The organism is Massilia sp. 01N410, assembly GCF_056399665.1.
This window is the reverse complement of record NZ_JBFTRV010000012.1, coordinates 74,655-94,933: the sequence shown is the minus strand read 5'-3', so window position 1 is coordinate 94,933 and position 20,279 is coordinate 74,655. Positions and strand designations below refer to the sequence as shown.

The following is a 20,279-nucleotide window of genomic DNA, read 5'->3' as shown; positions in this document are numbered from 1 at the left end:
TCTAGCGAGCGCTCCCGGGGCCGCTCTTGCGTTCGGCCAAAAGCGGACTCGGCCTTAATGACGGACCAGGACCGCAATCGTTCCGAGCGCGATCGCCAGCCCATATGGCATCGCGCCGATACTCGGCTGCGCCGCCGGCATCGCCAGGCGCGCGCCCGGCATCCAGACCGTGCACAGAATGCCTTTGATATTGACCAGGACCTGGCGCAGGCGGCCTTTGACCAGCACCAGCAGCAAGGCCATCACGCCGCCGACGCACCAGCTCAGCACGGCAACTTCGAAAGCATCGCCCGGCCCGACGAAAGTGCCGACCACCGCCATCATCTTGACGTCGCCGGCAGCCATCCCGCGCGCCATGTAAAACGGCAGGAACACCGCCAGGCCGACACCCATCCCAGCGAGCGCCGCCAGCAGCGAGGACAAGGGATCGGACGACAGCAGATGCAGGCAGAACGCGCCGGCCAGCCCGGCCAGCAGCAGACGGTTCGGGATCCGGCGCGTGGCCAAGTCGTTGACGGCGGCAATGCTCACCAGCAGAAGCAGGACCACGTCGAGGTACTGTTCGATCGGCATAGCCTCCTCCAGAAGAAAAAAACCCTCCGGACGACGTGTCCGGAGGGCTCTATCGCATTACGATCCCGACGGTGCCGAAGCGCCCAGCTTGCCGTTGATGTCGGTGAACAGCTGCTTGATACCGTTGCCCAGGACTGCAGCACCACCGGCAACCACGACACCGATCAGTGCAGCGATCAGGCCGTACTCGATGGCGGTCACACCGTTCTCGTCAGCCATGAAGGTTTTGACTGCAGAGGCGAAAGTGCTCATGTGAAACTCCCATATGGTAGGTTAATGAAGACAACCCTGGCCGGAAGCGCTGACTGCAACTTCAAAACCACGTCGACTGCTGCGCTTTTCGGCTGACTGCGCCGAGTTCCGTGCCAGTGAGTTCACTATAAAAGGTGATGCCGCACGGCAAGTTGACTGCACACAAGCTTTCCAGAGGGAACTATTTTTTGTCGATGGGAATCATTCCCCCACGCTTGGGGGACGCGAATCGGCGACATCCTTGAGAAAATCCCTTGAAGACAAAAAAATTTTTTTTGCATAATTGCTTATATTGCAAAAAAGCTATATGCTGTTTCGCTTGCTCTTTGTGACATACCAGATACCTGCGAACGCGACGGCGGCTGTTGGTCCGCAGGTCGGTGGATTACATTGCTGAGAACGACATGGACTCGCTTCTGAAACACATGGTGGACATGACCGGCCACCGCGATCACGCGATGCTCGACATTTCCGTGATCTCGGCAGTGCAGGAACTGGCCCGCGCTGCGCAGACGCGCATCCTGAGCATCGCCACCGTGGCCGGACAACAGTACCTGCGTTCGCGCGCATCGATCCGTGCCGGCGGCGAAGCCCGCCTGGAAGATACGCCCGAAGGCGCACTCGGCGAACCCATCAGCCTGGAACTGGCGCGCTGCCTCGCCGAACACCGCAGCAGCGCCGAAGCCTGCGGCGCCGACGGCAGCCGCACCCTGTGGCTGCCGATCTGGTTCGGCGACAAGGCCTGCACCTGCCTGGAGCTGCGCAATGACCGGCCCTTCTGCAGCGACACCATCCACACCGTCGGCGGCATCGTCGGCGTCTACCGTAATTTCCAGAACCTGCTCGACTACAGCGAACGCGATTCGCTGACCGGTCTGCTCAACCGCAAGACCTTCGACGACCAGCTGGCCCGCATGCTGCACGGCGCCCACGAGCACGACCCGCGCCTGCCCGGCCTGGCGGAAAGGCGCCAGCCGCACGGACCGGAAAAACAGTGGCTGGCGGTGGTCGACGTCGACCACTTCAAGGCCGTCAACGACAAGTTCGGCCACCTGTACGGCGACGAGGTGCTGATCCTGATCGCCAACCTGCTGCAGTCATCGTTTCGGGTCCAGGACCGGGTCTTCCGCTTCGGCGGCGAGGAATTCGTCGTGCTGCTGCGTTCCACCACACTGGAAAACGCCTGGAAGATCATCGAGCGCTTCCGCACCAACGTCGAGAACCACGACTTCCCGCAGGTGGGCCGGGTCACGGTCAGCGTGGGCTTCGTGAGCATCAGCGCCTTCGAATCGCCGGTGGTGACCCTGGGCCATGCCGACCAGGCCCTGTACTACGCCAAGAGCAATGGCCGCAACCAGGCCTGCCACTACGACGACCTGGTCTCGCACGGCGTGCTGCAGGCGGTGGCCTCGAACGATACCGCCGAATTCTTCTGATATCGGGTTACACGCTCAGGCCGCGAGCGCCATGAAGCGCAGCGGATCGACCTTCCACTTCTCGGCCGATTCGTGGCGCACGATCTTGTCGCCGCCGCCGAAGCCCAGGCCGCGCGCCAGGTCCACGGTTTCCGGCTTGATGTAGGTCTGGCTCTTTGTGCTGAAGAAGACGTTGACCTTCGGCGTGAGCAGGCTGGTTTCATGCGGTTCGACCACCACCCCGAGGCGTCCCGATTCCAGCAGCACCAGGGTGCCGACCGGATAGATGCCGACGCAGCGCATGAACTCCTGGGTCAGCGCAGGATTGAAGTGGAACTTGCTCCACTCGTACATCTTGCGCAGCGCTTCGGCCGCCGGCATGCCCTTGTGATAGCAGCGGTCGGCCGTGATCGCGTCGTAGACGTCGACGATCGCGGCCATCTGCGCCAGCTCGCTGATCTGCTCGGCGCCCTGGCGGTCCGGATAGCCGGTGCCGTCGCGGCGTTCGTGGTGATGCAGGGTGATGTCGAGCGGGATCGCGCCGATCTCCGGCGAGCGGCGCAGGATCTCGACACCGTCGCGCGGGTGGCGGCGCACCACCTCGAATTCCTCGTCGGTCAGGCGGCCCGGCTTGTTCAGGATATGGTCCGGGACCAGGGCCTTGCCGGTGTCGTGCAGAAGGCCGCCGATGCCGGCCTGGTAGATGGTCTCGTCGTCCATCTTGCGCGAGCGGCAGAAGGCGACCAGCAGGGTGCACACGCTGACCGAGTGCAGGAAAGTGTAGTCGTCCTTGTTCTTGATGTAAGAAAGGCCCAGCAGGGCGCTGGCATTGCGCAGGATCGAGGCCGTGATGCTCTCGACCACCGGCGACACCTTGTCCATCTCGACCGCCTTGCCCAGGCGCGCGTCCTGCATCACGGTTTTCACCAGGCTGGCGGCCTGGCGGCGGATCGCGACGGCGCGGTCGAACTCCTCGGCCAGTGTGCTGCGCAGCGGCGCCACCGGCCTGGCCGCGATCGCCGCCACTTCCTCTTCGACCTTCGCCGCCGCCTCATCGACGGTCGGCGCATCGCTCAGGTCCAGCCCCTTGGCGCAGTCGATGACCACGCCGCGGATGCCGGCCTGGACGATCTTGCGGATTTCGTCCTCGCTGCTGATGACGAAGCGGTTACGAACGAAGGGATGTTCCATCCAGCCGCAATCGAGATCGTGGATGGCCATCCCTACGCGAAGTTGCGAGGAATCGATTTTCTTGAGCATGGGGACACGAACAGGGGTGTGTTAATCTCGCCGCGTTTCGAGGCGCTTTCAGTATAACAACTGTTCAGCTTGCCACTTGCCATAGGTAAACTACTTTCAGCGGAATGTGTCCTTAAAGATACAAATATTGATTTATGGAATTACGCCAGCTCCGCTACTTCGTCGCCATCGTCGACCATGGTTCGCTCTCGCGCGCGGCGCTGGTGCTGCATGTGGCACAGCCGGCGCTGACCCAGCAGCTGCGCCAGCTGGAGGATGAGCTCGGTGTGCAGCTGCTGCACCGCTCGGCCCAGGGCGTGGTCAGCACCGACGCCGGCAAGGTGTTCTACGAACACGCGCTGGCGATCCTGAAACAGGTGGCGGACGCCCAGGCGGCCGTGGTCCAGTCGGCCGAACGGCCCTCCGGCAGCGTCACCCTCGGCCTGCCGCACAGTATCTCGGGCGCGCTGGCCCTGCCGCTGCTGACAGCGATCCGCCAGCGTTATCCCGAGATCACCCTGCAGCTGACCGAGGAGCTGACCGGCAACCTGGCCGAGCAGCTGCGCGCCGGCCGCGTCAACCTCGCCGTGCTGCTCGACGACGGCCAGTTGTCCAGCTTCGCCACCACCCCGCTGGTCGAGGAAGAGCTGCGCTTCATCTGCCGCGACGACGCGCCCTGGGCCGCCGGACGCGACAGCCTGGCGCTCGCCGAAGCGCTGGACGCGACCCTGATCCTGCCCGGCCTGCAGCATGGCGTGCGTCCGCGCATCGAGAGCACGGCGCGCGCCGCCGGCCTGCACACGCGCGGCGTCATCGAAATCAACTCGATCGCGATCCTCAAGTCGGCGATCCTGGCCGGCATGGGCGCCACCATCCTGCCGGTGGCGCCGGTGCAGGCCGAAGTCGAGCGCGGCGCCATGCGGGCGGTCTCGATCCACAGCCCCTCGATCTCGCGCACGGTGGTGCTGTGCACCTCGAAGAACATTCCGCTGACGAACGCCGCCGCCGCGGTCAGCCGCCTGGTGGCCCAGGTTGCGACGGAACTGTGCGCCAGCGGCGCCTGGATCGGCGCGCGGGCCCTCGCGGCCTGATGGCCCATCATTTTTTCTTATAGCCCCATCCCCATTCCGTATTTCCGTATACGTCAAGTTGTCTCTACACTTCGGGCAAAGCCAAAAAACCGGCACCCGGCCCGCTCCCGCCACCGCCTACCCGGCGCGACGCTCCGAGCCAGCCCACCTGAATACCATTTGGAGACACCATGCCTGACACCATCCTCGGCCAGGGCGCGCCCGCGCCTGCCATCCCGTCCACGCCCGCCGCTCCCGTCGCCGGATCGCCGGACCGCTTGAAAGACGTCAGCCTCGACGACAAGTACACCGCGACCTCCGGCAAGATCTTCCTGTCCGGGATCCAGGCGCTGGTGCGCCTGCCGATGATCCAGAAGATCCGCGACGAACAGGCGGGCCTGAACACGGCCGGTTTCGTGTCCGGCTACCGCGGCTCGCCGCTGGGCGGCCTGGACGAGAACCTGTGGAAGGCCAAGGGCCACCTGGAAGCGAAGAGCATCCAGTTCGTGCCGGGCGTGAACGAGGACCTGGCCGCGACCGCCGTCTGGGGCACCCAGACCGTCGACCTGATCGGCCCGGCCAAGCACGACGGCGTATTCGCCATGTGGTATGCGAAGGGCCCGGGTGTCGACCGCTGCGGCGACGTTTTTAAACACATGAACCACGCCGGTACGAGCAAGAACGGCGGCGTGCTGCTGGTGGCCGGCGACGACCACGGCGCCTACTCCTCGACCCTGCCGCACCAGTCGGACCACATCTTCGCCGCCTGCATGATCCCAGTGCTGTATCCGTCGAACGTGCAGGAATACCTGGACCTGGGCGTGCACGGCTGGGCGATGTCGCGCTTCTCCGGCCTGGCGGTGGCGTTCAAGGCGCTGGCCGATACCGTCGAATCGAGCGCCTCGGTGGATGCCGACCCGTTCCGCGTCGAGGTCAAGCTGCCGCAGGACTTTACGATGCCGGAAGGCGGCCTGAATACGCGCCTGTCGTCCGTGCCGCTGGGCCAGCAGGCGCGCACCCAGGAAGCGCTGATGCAGGACTACAAGATCTACGCAGCCCTGGCTTACGCGCGCGAGAACAAGCTGAATCGCGTCACCATCGACAGCCCGGACGCCAGGCTGGGCATCATCGCCTCCGGCAAATCCTATGTGGACGTGCTGGAAGCGCTGGAAGAACTGGGCATCGACGAAGCGATGGCGGCCCAGGTCGGCCTGCGCCTGTACAAGGTCGCGATGATCTGGCCGCTGGAGCCGGAAGGCGTGCGCGAATTCGCCCAGGGCCTGGAAGAGATCCTGGTGGTCGAAGAAAAGCGCCAGGTCGTCGAATACCAGCTCAAGGAACAGCTGTACAACTGGCGCGACGACGTCCGTCCCCACATCGTCGGCAAGTTCGACGACAAGGGCGAATGGGTCTCGCCGCGCGGCGAATGGCTGCTGCCGCCGAAGGCCGACTTCTCGGTCGCCCAGGTCGCGCGCGTGATCGCCGGCCGCATCGCCCGCCTGAACCTGGACGGCCGCACCCGCGACCTGATCAAGGCCCGCCTGGCCTTCCTGGAAGCGAAGGACGCGGTGCTGATGAAGGCGGTCACGACGCCGTTCCGCCCTGCTTTTTACTGTTCCGGCTGTCCGCACAACACCTCGACCAAGGTGCCGGACGGCTCCTTCGCGCTGGCCGGCATCGGCTGCCACGTGATGGCGACCTCGATCTACCCGGAGATGAACAAGCTGACCACCCACATGGGCGGCGAAGGCACGCCCTGGATCGGCCAGGCCGCGTTCTCGAAAGTGCCGCACGTGTTCCAGAACCTGGGCGACGGCACCTACTTCCACTCCGGTTACCTTGCCATCCGCGCGGCGATCGCGGCCAAGGTCAACATCACCTACAAGATCCTGTACAACGACGCGGTCGCGATGACCGGCGGCCAGCCGGTCGACGGCGTCACCTCGGTGCCGCTGATCGCCCAGCAGATGGCGGCCGAAGGCGTGAAACGCATCGCCCTCGTCACCGAAGACCTGTCGCGTTACGAAGACAGGTCAAGCCTGCCGGAACTGGTCACCATCCACGACCGCAAGCACATGGACGACATCCAGCACGAGCTGCGCGAACTGCCGGGCGTGACGGTCCTGATCTACGACCAGACCTGCGCCGCCGAGAAGCGCCGCCGCCGGAAAAAAGGTGAGTTCCCGGACCTGAACAAGCGGATGGTCATCAACGAAGCCGTCTGCGAAGGCTGCGGCGACTGCGGCGTGCAGTCGAACTGCGTCGCTATCCTGCCGAAGGAAACGGAATTCGGCCGCAAGCGCGCGATCGACCAGTCGTCCTGCAACAAGGATTACTCGTGCGCCAAGGGCTTCTGCCCGAGCTTCGTCACCGTCGAAGGCGGCACGCTCAAGAAAAACAAGGCCGGCGTCGCCAAGTCGAAGGACGAAGACGACGGCTGGGGCGCCCTGCCGGCGCCGATGCTGCCGTCGATCGCCGCTCCGTACAACATCCTGATCAACGGCATCGGCGGCACCGGCGTGATCACCGTCGGCGCGCTGATGGGCATGGCCGCCCACCTCGAAGGCAAAGGCGCCTCGGTGCTGGACATGACCGGCATGAGCCAGAAGAACGGCTCCGTCACCTCGCACGTGAAGATCGCGGAAACGCCGGAACGCCTGCGCGCCCAGCGCATCGCCACCGGCGAAGCCGACCTGGTGCTGGGCTGCGACATGCTGACCGCCGGCGCCTCGGACGCGATCTCGAAGATGCGCCCGGGCCGCACCACGGTCGTCGTCAACCTGCACGAGCAGCCGACCGGCACCTTCGCCCAGCAGCGCGACTGGGAATTCCCGACCGAGCAGGTGCGCTCGCTGATTCTTGAGGCCGTGGGCGGTGAAGCCGGTGTCGACTTCATCGACGCCACCAGGCTGGCCACCGCGCTGATGGGCGACTCGATCGCCGCCAACCTGTTCATGATGGGTTACGCCTGGCAGAAGGGCCTGATCCCGCTGTCGGAAGCCTCGCTGCTGCGCGCGATCGAACTGAACGGCGTGGCCGTCGGCTCCAACAAGCGCAGCTTCCTGTGGGGCCGCCGCGCCGCCGTCGACCTCAAGCGCGTCGAGAACACCGCCACGCCAGTTCAGCCGAGCGCGGCCCGCGCCATCGTCATGCAGATGCCGCAAACCCTGGACAGCATCCTCAAGAAGCGCGTCGAATTCCTGACCGGTTACCAGAATGCGGCCTATGCCGCGCAGTACGCCGAACTGGTGTCGCAGGTGCGCGAGCGCGAAGCGGCCCTGGGCCTGGGCAACAAGCTGGCGACGGCGGTCGCCAAGTCCCTGTTCAAGCTGATGGCCTACAAGGACGAATACGAAGTTGCCCGCCTGTACACCGACGGCCGTTTCGTCGAGCAGCTGAAGAGCCAGTTCGAGGGCGAGTTCAGCGTCAAGTTCAACCTGGCGCCGCCGCTGTTCGCCAAGAAGGATGCCAAGGGCCACCTGGTGAAGGCCGAATTCGGCTCGTGGATGTGGAGCGCCTTCAGGCTGCTGGCCAAGCTGAAAGGCCTGCGCGGCGGCACCTTCGACATCTTCGGCTACACGGCCGAGCGCAAGATGGAGCGCGCGCTGATCAGCGAGTATCGTGGGATGATCGAAGGCGTGCTGGGCTCGCTGGATGCGTCGACGCACGCGACCGCGGTCGAGCTGGCGGCCCTGCCGGAGCAGATCCGCGGCTTCGGCCATGTGAAGGAAAAGGCGGTGGCCGAGTACCGTGCGCGGGTGACGGAGCTGCTGAGCGGCAACGCCAAGAAACGCGCTGCCTGATCGATCACCCGTCGTTCCCGCCTCCGCGGGGACGACGGCGTTCTGCATTCTTGACGTTTACGTTAACGTCATATACCGTACCAAGAACTCCTGTTCGCTTCCGCAATCTCAAGGAACACCATGAACGACATCACCCCCGCCGCCAGGCTCGAACTGCCGGAGCAGCCGAAACTGGCCAATAAAGTGCGTTTCGTGACCGCGGCTTCGCTGTTCGACGGCCATGACGCCTCGATCAACATCATGCGCCGCATCCTGCAGTCGAACGGCGCCGAAGTCGTGCACCTGGGCCACAACCGCTCGGTCGACGAAGTCGTCACCGCGGCCCTGGCCGAAGACGTGCAAGGCATCGCCATCTCCAGCTACCAGGGCGGCCACGTCGAATACTTCAAGTACATGATCGACCTGCTGCGCCAGCGCGGCGGCGCCCGCATCAAGGTGTTCGGCGGCGGCGGCGGCGTGATCGTCCCCTCTGAAATCGAAGAGCTGCATGCCTATGGCGTGACGCGCATCTTCAGCCCGGAAGACGGCCAGCGCATGGGCCTGGTCGGCATGATCCGCTCGATGCTGGAAGCCTGCGACGTCGATCTGTCGGCCTATGCGCCGACCTCGCTCGACGCGCTGACTGCAGGCAATATCGAACAGCGCCACCGTCCGCTGGCCCAACTGGTCACCGCGCTGGAAAACGGCAAAGCCTCGAACGAACTGCGCAAGCAGATCATGGACAGCGCCGAAGGCCTGAAGGTACCTGTACTCGGCATCACCGGTACCGGCGGCGCCGGCAAGTCCTCGCTGACGGATGAACTGATCCGCCGCATCCGCCTCGACCAGAACGACCGCCTGAACATCGCGGTGATTTCGATCGACCCGTCGCGCCGCAAGTCGGGCGGCGCCCTGCTGGGCGACCGCATCCGCATGAACGCGATCAATCCCTGGAATGGCCAGACGCGTGTCTTCATGCGCTCGCTGGCGACCCGCGAAGCCGGTTCCGAGATCTCCCAGGCCCTTCCGGACGTGATCGCCGCCTGCAAGGTGGCCGGCTTCGACCTCGTCATCGTCGAGACCTCGGGCATCGGCCAGGGCGACGCCGCCATCGTCCCGCACGTCGACCTGTCGATGTACGTGATGACCCCGGAATTCGGCGCCGCTTCCCAGCTCGAGAAGATCGACATGCTGGACTTCGCCGATTTCATCGCCATCAACAAGTTCGACCGCAAGGGCGCCCAGGATGCGCTGCGCGACGTGGCGAAACAGTACCAGCGCAACCGCGAACTGTGGAGCAAGTCGCCGGACCAGATGCCGGTGTTCGGCACCCAGGCGTCGCGCTTCAACGACGACGGCGTCACCGCGCTTTACCTCGGCCTGCTGCCGGCGCTGGCCGAACTCGGCCTCAAAACGGACACCCCGAAGCTGGCCCAGCCGGCGCAGAAATACTCGAGCGGCAAGAACGTCATCGTGCCGCCGAGCCGCACCCGCTACCTGGCCGAGATCGCCGACACCGTGCGCGGCTACCACCGCAACACGGGTAAACAGGTGAAGCTGGCGCGCGAACGCCAGCAGCTCAGCGAAACCAGGCGCATGCTGGCTGCGGCGAACCGCGAAGTGGTGCTGGACGACCTGATCACCGAGCGTGAGAACGCCATGGATGGCGAAGCGAAGAACCTGCTGGCTTCCTGGCCGCAGCTGCAGGCGACCTACGCCGGCGACGAGCACGTGGTCAAGATCCGCGACAAGGAAATTCGCACCAAATTGGTGCAAACTACGCTGTCCGGCAACAAGGTCCGCAAAGTCGCCCTGCCCCGCTTCGAGGATCATGGCGAAATCCTGCGCTTCCTGATGCTGGAAAACGTCCCCGGCGCCTTCCCCTATACGGCCGGCGTGTTCCCCTTCAAGCGCGAAGGCGAAGACCCGACCCGCATGTTCGCCGGCGAAGGCGATGCCTTCCGCACCAACCGCCGGTTCAAGCTGGTTTCGACTGGCATGGACGCGAAACGCCTGTCGACCGCCTTCGACTCCGTGACCCTGTACGGCGCCGATCCGGCCCTGCGTCCGGACATCTACGGTAAAGTCGGCAACTCGGGCGTCTCGATCGCGACCCTGGACGACATGAAGGTGCTGTACGACGGCTTCGACCTGTGCAGCCCCTCGACCTCGGTCTCGATGACCATCAATGGTCCGGCCCCGACCATCCTGGCGATGTTCATGAACACCGCCATCGACCAGCAGATGGACAAGTTCGCCCTGGAGAAAGGCCGCCAGCCGACCGCGGAAGAAGCGGCGCAGATCAGGGCATGGGTGCTGGCCAATGTGCGCGGCACGGTCCAGGCCGACATCCTGAAGGAAGACCAGGGCCAGAACACCTGCATCTTCTCGACCGAGTTCTCGCTGAAGGTGATGGGCGACATCCAGGAATACTTCGTGCAGCACCAGGTGCGCAACTTCTACTCGGTGTCGATCTCGGGCTACCACATCGCCGAAGCCGGCGCGAACCCGATCTCGCAACTGGCCTTCACGCTGTCGAACGGTTTCACGTTTGTGGAAGCCTATCTGGCGCGCGGCATGAACATCGACGATTTCGCGCCGAACCTGTCCTTCTTCTTCTCCAACGGCATGGATCCGGAATACACGGTGCTGGGCCGCGTGGCGCGCCGCATCTGGGCGGTGGCGATGCGCGACAAATACGGCGCCAACGACCGCAGCCAGAAGCTGAAGTACCACATCCAGACCTCGGGCCGCTCGCTGCACGCGCAGGAAATCGACTTCAACGACATCCGCACCACCCTGCAGGCGCTGATCGCGATCTACGACAACTGCAACTCGCTGCACACCAACGCCTACGACGAAGCGATCACCACGCCGACCGACGAATCGGTCCGCCGCGCCCTGGCGATCCAGCTGATCATCAACCGCGAATGGGGTCTCGCCAAGAACGAGAACCCGAACCAGGGGGCCTATATCATCGACGAGCTGACCGACCTGGTCGAGGAAGCGGTGCTGCAGGAATTCGAGCGCATCGCCGAACGCGGCGGCGTGCTGGGCGCGATGGAAACCGGCTACCAGCGCGGCAAGATCCAGGAAGAGTCGATGCTGTACGAGCACCAGAAGCACGACGGCACCCTGCCCATCATCGGCGTGAACACCTTCCGCAACCCGAAGGGCGCGGAAGCCCCTGCCACCATCGAGCTGGCCCGTTCGACCGACGACGAGAAGCAGTCGCAGCTGACGCGCCTGGAAGCCTTCCACCAGCGCAACGCAAGCGAAGCCCCGGCCGCCCTGGCTGCCCTGCAGCAGGCCGCGATCGACAACGAAAACGTGTTCGCGCGCCTGATGGACGCCGTGCGCGTCTGCTCGCTGGGCCAGATCACGACCGCGCTGTTCGAGGTCGGCGGCCAGTATCGCCGTAATATGTAAGCCGGCAAGCCTCCGCTCCTGCTTTAGAATTCGGGGTCAGAGCACATTTTTGGCGGTGTGCCGAAATGTGCTCTGACCCCGAATGTCATGGAGCCATGCATGCCGATCAAGCCGGAACAACTCGCGTCCCTGATGCGCGAAGTCGAGCAGGAAGATCCGATCGATTTCGCCGACCTCCCCTTTCCCGAAGACGATCTGCGCGAGCTGGTCGCCAACCACCTGTGCGAGATGGCGGCCTCGATGGAGAATTTCAGCTCCGAAGACCGCCTGATGACCCTGCTTGCCGTGTCGGCCAAGCTGGTCCTCGAAAACCTGGTGCTGCATGTGCAGTTGCTGCGCCGCCATGGCATTCCTGCCAGTGACAATGTTGAAGCACTGTTAAGCCGGCTGCGTAACAACAAGAAGTAAATGACGCACAAAGACCACAGAGCGCTCTGATTTAGCACAATTCCCTATCGTGTTGATGTCAGGAAGATATCTTCAGGTATGATTGACTTTCGCAAATTTCTATGCAGACAGACCTGTTTGCACCCACTCGATTTCTTGAGGAAACCATGCCGCGTAAAGTCAACAAAAGGGCGCTCAGCACCGCTCTGGTCACCGGAGCCATCATCGTCTCCGCCGCGCTAGGCGGCTGTAATCGCACCAAGCCGACGGAACAGCTGCTGGCCGAGGCGAAGCAGTACCAGCAGAAAGGCGAGATCAAGGCGGCCATGATCGAGCTGAAAAATGCTGTCGCCAACAGCCCGGAGAACGGCGAAGCGCGGCTGGCGCTGGGCTCCTTGCACGTCCAGGCCGGCGACTACGTGTCGGCCGAGAAGGAACTGCGCAAGGCGCTGTCGCTCGGTATCGACAAGAAGCGGGTGCTGCCGCCCCTGGGCCGTGCGCTCGAGCAGGAGGGCAAGTTCAAGGAGCTGCTGGATACCATCGCGGCCGATACCGCTGCCGGCTCGGCCGAACTGCTGGCCCTGCGCGGCAGCGCCTATCTCGGATTGAACGACGCGGACAAGGCCAAGGATGCCTTTGCCGAGGCCGCCAAGCTGCAGCCGGACAACGGCGATGTCCTGATCGGCATGTCGCGCCTGGCGCTGCTCCAGAAAGACGCGATCGCGGCCCAGACCCTGGCCGACCAGGCCGTCGCCAAGGATCCGAAAAACGCCGACGCCTGGATGTTCAAGGGTGCACTCGCACGCGGCGAAGGCAAGATGCCGGAAGCGCTGGCCGCCTTCACCAAGGCTTCCGTGGTCAAGCCGGATCACCGCACCGCATTCATCGAAAAGGCGCTGATCGAAATCAACCTGCGCAAGTTCGACGAAGCCAAGGCCGACCTGGACGCCGCGCGCAAGCTTACCCCGGGCAGCCTGCAGCTGGCGTATACCCAGTCCCTGCTCGACTTCACCAAGGGTCAGAACGCGGCGGCCCTGGAATCGATACAAAAAGTGCTCAAGAGCGCGCCCGACCATCTGCCGAGCATGCTGCTGGCCGGTGCGATCGAGCTGAGGATGGGCTCCTACCTGCAGGCGGAACAACACCTGGGCAAGTATGTGAAAGCCATTCCGGACAATACCTATGCGCGCAAGCTGCTGGCCCAGGCCCAGCTGCAGACCGCCCCGTCCGAAGCCCTGGCGACGCTGGCGCCGGCGCTGAAGAATTCGTCCGACGACCCGCAGCTGCTGGCGCTGGCCGGTGAGACCTATCTGCGCAACAAGGACTACGGCAACGCCACCAATTACCTCGAGAAAGCGACGGCGCTGGCGCCGAAGGTCGCCGCCCTGCACACCTCGCTGGGCCTGTCGCGGATGCGCCAGGGCGACCAGGCCAAGGGCCTGTCCGAGCTCGAACTCGCCGCCTCGCTCGACAACAGCTCGCCGAAGGCCGGCATCGCCCTGGTGCAGGCCGAGATGTCGATGAAGCACTACGACAAGGCCCTGGCCGCGGCCCAGGCACTGGTCAAGCAACAACCCGACAATGCCCAGGTGCAGGCCCTGCTGGGCACGGTGTATGCGTCCATGAACGACCAGGCCAACGCCCGCGCCAGCCTGGAAAAGGCGCTGGCGATCGACCCGGTGTTCTTCCCCGCCGCGGCCAACCTGGCCCAGATGGACCTGAACGACAAGAAGCCGGCCGATGCCGAAGCCCGCTTCACCACCATCCTCAAGAAGGATCCGAAAAACATCGGCGCCATGACGGCGCTGGCCGAACTCGCCGACCTGCAAGGCCAGCCCGACAAGGCCACGACCTGGTTCGAAAAGGCCAGCAGCGAGAACCCGACCGCCGTCGGCCCCGGCATGCGCCTCGCCAACCATTACCTGAAGATCAAGCAGGCGCCGAAGGCGCTGACCGTGGCGCGCAAGCTGCAGACCGAGAATCCGACCGATCCGAACCTGCTGGACCTGCTGGGCCAGGTCCAGCTGGCGAACAACGATGCTACCGCGGCGATCGAAACCTACAGCAAGCTGGTCAACGTGCAGCCGAAGTCGCCCCAGGCCAGGTACCGCCTGGCCTCGGCCTATGCGGTGGCGAAGCGTGACGACGATGCCGCCTCCGAGCTGAAGAAGGCGACCTCGCTGCAGCCGGACTTCCTGCCGGCCCAGCTCGCGCTGGCCGAGCTGTCGATGCGCAAGAACCGTCCGGAAGAAGCCCTGGCCATCGCCCGCGGCATGCAGAAACAGCCGCGTACCGCGAACGCCGGCCTGATGCTCGAAGCCGACATCCTGATGACGCAGAAGAAGATCGACCAGGCCCTGCCGCTGTACGAGAAAGCCCAGGCCAGCCATCCGACCACCCAGGTGGCCCTCACCCTGCACCGCCTGCAGAAAATGAACGGCAAGGAGCAGAAAGCCAACCAGGTTCTGACGCAGTGGCTGAAGGACCATCCGGACGACGTCCAGGCGATCATCTATTCGGCCGAGCAAAGCCTGTACGCCAAGCAGTACCAGGCGGCCGCCACCCAGCTGGAGAGCGCGCTGAAACTAGCGCCCAACAATGCGCTGGCGCTCAACAACCTGGCCTGGACCTACCAGCAGCTGAACAATCCGAAGGCGCTGGAAACCGCCGAGAAGGCCTACAGCATCGCAGGCAACAACCCGGCCGTGCTCGACACCCTGGGCAGCATCCTGACCGACAAGGGCGACACCAAGCGCGCGGTCGACCTGCTGCAGAAGGCAGTGACGGCCTTCCCGAACAACCTCGACATGCAATTGCACCTGGGCGAGGCCCAGGCCAAGAACGGCGACAAGGCCGGTGCCCGCAAGACCCTGGAGAAGGTGTCGGCGGCCAACAAGGGCGAGAGTTCGGCCAAGGCGAAGGAGTTGTTACAACAAATGTGACATCCAGCCGGCGGCGCAAGCCGCCGGCTTGACAAATAGTGTTCTTTTTATCTTGTTCGTTATCAACTATTCATTTCTTTATAGAATCTTTACTGGCCCGGTGTTACGATTGGTACTATAGGCGCGCGTTTGCGCGAGATAAATAGCGACGTCCTGCGGAGAGAAAAGAATGAACAGTTTAGCAACTGGCGAGGAAGTGGTGAAGGCGTCCTCTGAACCTCAGGACGCACGTTACGATTCCGCTCCTAAGGGGGGTGCTGAGCTCGGCTGTGATACGATCACAGACGTGACCATTAACGAAAAAACATTTGGTATCCGTACGGCGGACACGGATGGGAGGCGCAGTTCTGCGAACCTTCTCATCAACAAGATGTATGCGTGGCGCGGTTACTCGGGCACGCATCGTCTGGACGACGACCCGAACCGGATTACTCTTTCGGCTTCCGATCACGGCGAAGTGGTCGGAACGGTCACGCTTGGCATCGATTCCCCGGTCGGCCTGCTGGCCGACGAAGTCTTCAAGGACGAGATCGACCGTTTCCGCGAGCGCGGTGCGAAGGTCTGCGAAATCACCAAGCTCGCCTTCGACCCGAAGGTGCGTTCGAAGGCCGCCCTGGCTTCACTGTTCCACGTGATGTTCATCTATGGCCGCCGGCTGCACAAATGCACCGACGTCTTTATCGAAGTCAATCCGCGCCACCGCCGCTTCTATGAAACCATGCTGGGTTTCAAGCGCGTCGGCGAGCTGCGCATCAATCCCCGTGTCGATGCCCCCGGCTGGCTGCTGTGGAACAGCCTCGACTACGTCCAGGACCAGATCGAGCGCTACGGCGGCACCAGCGATTCGGCGGAAAACGAACGCTCGCTGTTCCCCTACTTCTTCTCCCAGAAGGAAGAAGAAGGCATCGCGCGCCGCCTGACCAACCTCGGCTGAACGCGCCTACCCCGGCATTCAGGCAGCGCCGCCCGGCGCTTCGGCCGCCGTCCGCGCGGCCGCTTCGTGGCGCGCCAGGATCGGGTTGATCAGGCGCCGCATGAACAGGCCGATGCCGCCCCACATCGTGATGAACCACAGCGGCACGCCGCCCGGCGGATTGCCCGGATAGCCCCACTGGCCGCTGTGCACGCCCGTGTATTCGATCAGCGCCCCCAGCAGCACCATATAGCCGGTATAGGCCAGGTCCAGCGGCTCGTGGAACAGCGCCAGCCCCACCAGCAGCAGGACGCCCGTCACCAGCAGCAGCGTATTGCTGTCGTGGATGGTGGCGAAGGCGGCCGAATAGGCCAGCGCGAGCGCCCATACGGTCGCCCGCCTGCCGGCCGGCGCCGGGCCGTTCAGCAGGCGCCGCGTGTGCAATAGATAGAAGCCCCACATGAACAGTTCCCAGACCGGCTGCAGCAGGATGTCCGGGTGGGCGAACATGAAGATGCCCTGCTTCAGGGAAGCGGCATTCATCGCCGTGAAGAAGGCGCAGACGCAGACGTAGAAGATCGCCTCGACCTTGCCGAGCCGGCCGAAGCTCAGGATCCAGAGGAGCAGCAATGCGGCCAGCTTGCCGGGATTGGTCGGCACGAACGCCAGGATCAGCATGACTGCCGGGACCTGCAGGAGAAGGCGGGTTCGCATATACATTTGGCAAGTAGACATGAAAGGCGCTGATGTTGTCAATCAGCACAAGAAAAAAGGCCTCCGAAGAGGCCTTTTCAAGTGGCGCGCCAGGAATTACTTGGCGGATTTCTTCTCGCGGCGGCGCAGGGCGGCGCCCATGCCGACCATGGCCAGGCCCATCAGCGACAGGGCACCCGGCTCCGGCAGGGCGAATGCCTGGCCCGGATCGTCGATACGGGCACCCAGGATGTTCTCGCCGCCATTCCACAGCGGGTTGTAGTTGTAGCTGTTCTTGAAGCGCAGGTCGCGCAGGCCCAGGTAGCTGGAGAACCAGTTCGAGTTCAGCTGGTTGGCCCACAGGCCGGTTTTGCCGTCGATCATGGCATCGGTCACGACCGAACCGTAGGAATCGGCATTGCCGGTGAAGCCATTGCTGCTTGGCACCTGGTCGCCGACGATGGTATTGGTCGGGTTGCCGGTATCCATGCCGGTATCGAACATGATACGGGCCAGGAAGGTGCCTTCGGTAAAGCCGGTAGCGCAGCTTTCACCGCAGCGGATGCTCGGGCTGATGGACGTGTTCGACACCGACGATTTGCTCATCGTGTCGGTATTGCGCCAGTACAGGTCGAGATAGCCGCCGGTAGCCGGGAACGGGTTGGTTGCCGACGGCGAACCTTGCTGGACGCCGTAGAACATACCGGTGATCTGGCCTTGCTGGCCATTGACGAAGAAGATTTCACCGTTCGGATCGATCGCATCGTGCGGCGTGTTGACGTCGCCTTTTTCGGCCGTCGACACCAGGATAACGCCCCAGTTGATTTCGTTGTTACCGAAGGTGTGTGCGCCGTTGATGGCGATCTGTTCTTGACCCGAGAACTTCAGGTAGATCGGGCCTGCCGGCAGATTGGTGGGAGCCGGTGCAGCATACGCACCGATGCTCACAGCGGCGCCGACAGCGAAAGCGAGTAACTTCTTCATGTTCTCTCCAATAATGGAATCAATTAATCATTAACGACAGCAAAGGTATATAAGCAACCTGCGTGCCAGCTTGAATAAATGCCTTATAACTAACTGATCTTGAAGAGAATTATTATTAGGAAATTAACATTTCAACAGATTCTTAAAGGAAAGTTGACAAAACTTGTAAAAGAAGTCGACAGTTAACTGCTTAACACAACTACGCCTACTATCAATTGTGATAGCGTCCGGGCGCCAGCAGGTCATGCGGATCGAGTTCGCGGCGCAGGCGCGCATGCAGGCGCGCCGAGTCGTCCAGCAGGTGCTGCAGATCCGGCATGGCATCGACCGCAAGGCGATACGGGAACCAGCCGCGCTCGCGGCCGGCGGCGATCAGCTCCCGGTAGCAGGCCTGGGCCGCCGCCACCGCCGCCGGCGAATTGCGGTCGAACAGGAGCGGCACGGTACTGTCGAACAGTTTGTCGCTGAGCGAAGTAAACGTCAGCAGCGGCTCGATGCCGTGGCGCCGGGTGATCTCCCTCACCATCTGGACATAGGCGCGTGCGCCGGCGCCGCGCATCGGCACCAGCGGCGCGTACCAGATCAGGCCGCAACCGTCGCGCGCCGGATCGCGCGGCCCCTCCCCGTGCGGACGTGGATTGCGCCAGTAGGCCAGCGGCAGGGCCGTCTCATTCGGACGCCCCAGCACCAGTTCCATCGAACTGGCCAGGGTCGAGGCGGTGCTCGACAGGCGCCGCCCGGCCGGCCCGGGAATCCAGCGCGACAGCGCCAGCAGCGTGTTCGCATTGTCCTGGCTCAGGAACAGCAGGCGGCTGGCCACGCCCTTGAGGGCGGCGCGGATCTCCTTCTGCGCCGCCTTCACCATGCGCGCGGTGCCGTACAGGGTGCCGAAGCCGGTCCAGGGCAGGATCTGGTACTGGCTGCCGAGCGCCTCGATCACCTCCTGCGGGATCAGGCCGTCGGGACCGACGCGGTCGGCCGGATACGGCGCCGACATCGCCAGCACGCGGTGCCGGTTCATCAGATTCAGTCCGCCGACCGTGCCGGGCAGGCGGCCGAGGATGGCGCGGATCCGTTCGACGGCCGGCTCGAGCAGGCTGTCATCCTTCAGGCTGAACAGGCACACTTTCACTTTTTCCGGACGGCGCGCCAGCATGATGCTCATCCGCGTGACGATGCCCAGGCCGCTCTGGGTGAACAGGCCGCTGGCATAGGGGCCGATGCCCCACTTGAACAGGCGCGCGATGTCGTCGCCGCCGGCTTCGCGCATCGCCGAGCGGTACAGGCTGCCGTCCGCCAGCACCGCCTCGAGGTCCGTCACCGCCGCGAAATGATCGGTGATCGGCGTGACGCCGTAGCCGCGCTCCAGCGCATTGCCGAGCAGGCTGCAGTGGGGACCGGCGCCGGTGGTCGGCACCATGAAGGGGTAGTCCTGCTTTTCCAGGAACTCGGCCAGCATGCCTTGCGTGACGCCGGGCTCGAGCGTGACCACGCCCATGTCCTCGTCGAAATGCAGGATCGCGCGCAGCCGGGACAGGTCGATGATCACGCAGCCGTCGCGCGCCGCGAGCGCGCTGCCGTAGCCCCAGTTGTGGCCGGTACTGATCGGATGCACGGGAATCCGGTAGCGCTGGGCGATGCGCATTACCTCCGGCAAGTGCTTGCTGTCGAGAATGCGCAGCGCGGCCGGCAGGCGGCGCGTCGCGCCCGTGGTATCGGCGCCCCAGGCCTGCAGGGCGGCTTCGCCGTGCAACACGTTTTCCGGGCCGAGCAGTGCCTGCCAGGCGTCCAGGGCCGGCGCCAGTTGGGTCGTGGTGTCTTGCATGAATCAGTTGGAAGTCGGTGGAGAGGACGGAGGTGAGTGCTTGAGCTTCAAATTCAACTGCTCGATCAGTTCGGTTGCCGCGCTGACGATCTGGCCGGATTCGAAGCCGGCCTTGGTCATTTCCTTAAAAAAGGAGCGCGCGAGAATCTTGGCGGCGTCTTCGGGATTGCGGTAGGCCAGGCGCACCTTGTCCTGGACCTGGTCGCGCGCTTCCTGCAGCAATGCCAGTTGGGAAAAACGCGAGTCGAGCAAACGTTGCAGCTGCTGCACCTGAATCGATTTGCCGATGAATAGTGCGATTATATTCAGCAATTGTAGATCGCCCTGGGTGAATGCCTGGCCCTCCCTGGCGCCCGCGACATTGATCACGCCGACGATCTTGCCGTCGACCCTCAGCGGGGCGGACATCAGGCTGCCGCCGATGCCGTCGCGGCCCTGGGCCAGCGCCGCCACCTCGGATTGCGCGATGTCTTCGATCAGCAGCGCCTCGCCGCTGGCCAGTACCCGGCCGCAGATCCCTTCGCCCTGCCCCACCGAGGCCGTCAGAGCGGCGTCCGGCAGCTTGCCGAAGCGGGCGTGGACCGTCATGCGCAGCTGGCCCGGGGCGCCGCTGTTGAGCAGCATGATGGAACAGCTGCCGGCACCGAGCAGCTCCGCCGTCAGTGCGGCCTGGTTCTGCAGGCTTTCGTCCAGACTGCCTTCGGCCAGGAAATTCTGCAGGTCCTGGAGTCTCACCCACCTGTTTTCCGCGCTGCCCATGTCTTCCTCGCAATAG

14 protein-coding genes are annotated in these 20,279 nt (G+C 64.0%); 7 read left to right on the top strand and 7 right to left on the bottom strand.

The genetic code is table 11. The features are described from left to right. Positions 1-54: 54 nt before the first annotated feature. Together AC1DOP_RS16910 and AC1DOP_RS16905 are read right to left on the bottom strand one after the other, a co-directional pair. A complete protein-coding gene (locus tag AC1DOP_RS16910; RefSeq protein ID WP_442122948.1) occupies positions 55-573 on the bottom strand; it encodes an A24 family peptidase in 519 nt (172 codons plus the stop codon). Between the two features lie 57 nt (positions 574-630). Next, positions 631-825 carry a Flp family type IVb pilin gene (locus tag AC1DOP_RS16905; RefSeq protein ID WP_442122947.1) on the bottom strand — a complete coding sequence of 65 codons (195 nt, stop codon included), beginning with the start codon at positions 823-825 and terminating at the stop codon, positions 631-633. A gap of 404 nt (positions 826-1,229) precedes the next feature. On the opposite strand from AC1DOP_RS16905, the gene AC1DOP_RS16900 reads away from it, so the two are divergent. Continuing rightward, the gene (locus tag AC1DOP_RS16900; protein ID WP_442122946.1) at positions 1,230-2,261 is read left to right on the top strand and encodes a GGDEF domain-containing protein; all 1,032 of its coding nucleotides are present in this window, start codon (positions 1,230-1,232) and stop codon (positions 2,259-2,261) included. Between the two features lie 15 nt (positions 2,262-2,276). On the opposite strand, the gene AC1DOP_RS16895 is transcribed toward AC1DOP_RS16900, so the two are convergent. After that, a complete protein-coding gene (locus AC1DOP_RS16895) occupies positions 2,277-3,500 on the bottom strand; it encodes an HD-GYP domain-containing protein (protein WP_442122945.1) in 1,224 nt (407 codons plus the stop codon). 134 nt (positions 3,501-3,634) lie between these two features. Between AC1DOP_RS16895 and AC1DOP_RS16890 the strand changes: the two genes are divergently transcribed. From AC1DOP_RS16890 to AC1DOP_RS16865, 6 genes are all read left to right on the top strand, one after another. Continuing rightward, entirely contained in the window at positions 3,635-4,570 is a 936-nt protein-coding gene (locus AC1DOP_RS16890) for a LysR substrate-binding domain-containing protein (RefSeq protein WP_442122944.1), read from the top strand. 170 nt (positions 4,571-4,740) lie between these two features. Continuing rightward, positions 4,741-8,352 (top strand): indolepyruvate ferredoxin oxidoreductase family protein, encoded by a 3,612-nt coding sequence (locus tag AC1DOP_RS16885; RefSeq protein WP_477252351.1) that lies wholly within the window; start codon positions 4,741-4,743, stop codon positions 8,350-8,352. Positions 8,353-8,472: 120 nt separating this feature from the next. Continuing rightward, complete coding sequence (gene icmF / locus AC1DOP_RS16880) at positions 8,473-11,760, top strand: fused isobutyryl-CoA mutase/GTPase IcmF (RefSeq protein ID WP_477252349.1); 3,288 nt, start codon at positions 8,473-8,475, stop codon at positions 11,758-11,760. Positions 11,761-11,859: 99 nt separating this feature from the next. Further along, entirely contained in the window at positions 11,860-12,168 is a 309-nt protein-coding gene (locus AC1DOP_RS16875) for a hypothetical protein (protein WP_477252347.1), read from the top strand. A gap of 146 nt (positions 12,169-12,314) precedes the next feature. Then, positions 12,315-15,089: an XrtA/PEP-CTERM system TPR-repeat protein PrsT gene (gene prsT, locus AC1DOP_RS16870; protein WP_477252345.1), complete on the top strand. Its 2,775-nt coding sequence runs from the start codon at positions 12,315-12,317 to the stop codon at positions 15,087-15,089. 169 nt (positions 15,090-15,258) lie between these two features. Further along, positions 15,259-16,023 (top strand): GNAT family N-acetyltransferase, encoded by a 765-nt coding sequence (locus tag AC1DOP_RS16865; protein WP_442122939.1) that lies wholly within the window; start codon positions 15,259-15,261, stop codon positions 16,021-16,023. An 18-nt stretch (positions 16,024-16,041) separates the two neighbouring features. On the opposite strand, the gene AC1DOP_RS16860 is transcribed toward AC1DOP_RS16865, so the two are convergent. The 4 genes from AC1DOP_RS16860 to AC1DOP_RS16845 form a co-directional block, all read right to left on the bottom strand. Then, complete coding sequence (locus AC1DOP_RS16860; RefSeq protein WP_477252342.1) at positions 16,042-16,716, bottom strand: hypothetical protein; 675 nt, start codon at positions 16,714-16,716, stop codon at positions 16,042-16,044. Between the two features lie 96 nt (positions 16,717-16,812). Further along, entirely contained in the window at positions 16,813-17,679 is an 867-nt protein-coding gene (locus AC1DOP_RS16855; RefSeq protein WP_442122937.1) for a PEP-CTERM sorting domain-containing protein, read from the bottom strand. Between the two features lie 211 nt (positions 17,680-17,890). Then, a complete protein-coding gene (locus tag AC1DOP_RS16850) occupies positions 17,891-19,504 on the bottom strand; it encodes an FAD-binding oxidoreductase (protein WP_477252340.1) in 1,614 nt (537 codons plus the stop codon). Between the two features lie 3 nt (positions 19,505-19,507). Then, complete coding sequence (locus AC1DOP_RS16845) at positions 19,508-20,239, bottom strand: GAF domain-containing protein (protein ID WP_442122935.1); 732 nt, start codon at positions 20,237-20,239, stop codon at positions 19,508-19,510. Positions 20,240-20,279: the final 40 nt, after the last annotated feature.

Bases quoted from the DNA above. Each gene is read 5' to 3' on its own strand.
- AC1DOP_RS16910 (WP_442122948.1), bottom strand. From the start codon at position 573: ATGCCGATCGAACAGTACCTCGACGTGGTCCTGCTTCTGCTGGTGAGC.
- AC1DOP_RS16905 (WP_442122947.1), bottom strand. From the start codon at position 825: ATGAGCACTTTCGCCTCTGCAGTCAAAACCTTCATGGCTGACGAGAAC.
- AC1DOP_RS16900 (WP_442122946.1), top strand. From the start codon at position 1,230: ATGGACTCGCTTCTGAAACACATGGTGGACATGACCGGCCACCGCGAT.
- AC1DOP_RS16895 (WP_442122945.1), bottom strand. From the start codon at position 3,500: ATGCTCAAGAAAATCGATTCCTCGCAACTTCGCGTAGGGATGGCCATC.
- AC1DOP_RS16890 (WP_442122944.1), top strand. From the start codon at position 3,635: ATGGAATTACGCCAGCTCCGCTACTTCGTCGCCATCGTCGACCATGGT.
- AC1DOP_RS16885 (WP_477252351.1), top strand. From the start codon at position 4,741: ATGCCTGACACCATCCTCGGCCAGGGCGCGCCCGCGCCTGCCATCCCG.
- icmF (WP_477252349.1), top strand. From the start codon at position 8,473: ATGAACGACATCACCCCCGCCGCCAGGCTCGAACTGCCGGAGCAGCCG.
- AC1DOP_RS16875 (WP_477252347.1), top strand. From the start codon at position 11,860: ATGCCGATCAAGCCGGAACAACTCGCGTCCCTGATGCGCGAAGTCGAG.
- prsT (WP_477252345.1), top strand. From the start codon at position 12,315: ATGCCGCGTAAAGTCAACAAAAGGGCGCTCAGCACCGCTCTGGTCACC.
- AC1DOP_RS16865 (WP_442122939.1), top strand. From the start codon at position 15,259: ATGAACAGTTTAGCAACTGGCGAGGAAGTGGTGAAGGCGTCCTCTGAA.
- AC1DOP_RS16860 (WP_477252342.1), bottom strand. From the start codon at position 16,716: ATGCGAACCCGCCTTCTCCTGCAGGTCCCGGCAGTCATGCTGATCCTG.
- AC1DOP_RS16855 (WP_442122937.1), bottom strand. From the start codon at position 17,679: ATGAAGAAGTTACTCGCTTTCGCTGTCGGCGCCGCTGTGAGCATCGGT.
- AC1DOP_RS16850 (WP_477252340.1), bottom strand. From the start codon at position 19,504: ATGCAAGACACCACGACCCAACTGGCGCCGGCCCTGGACGCCTGGCAG.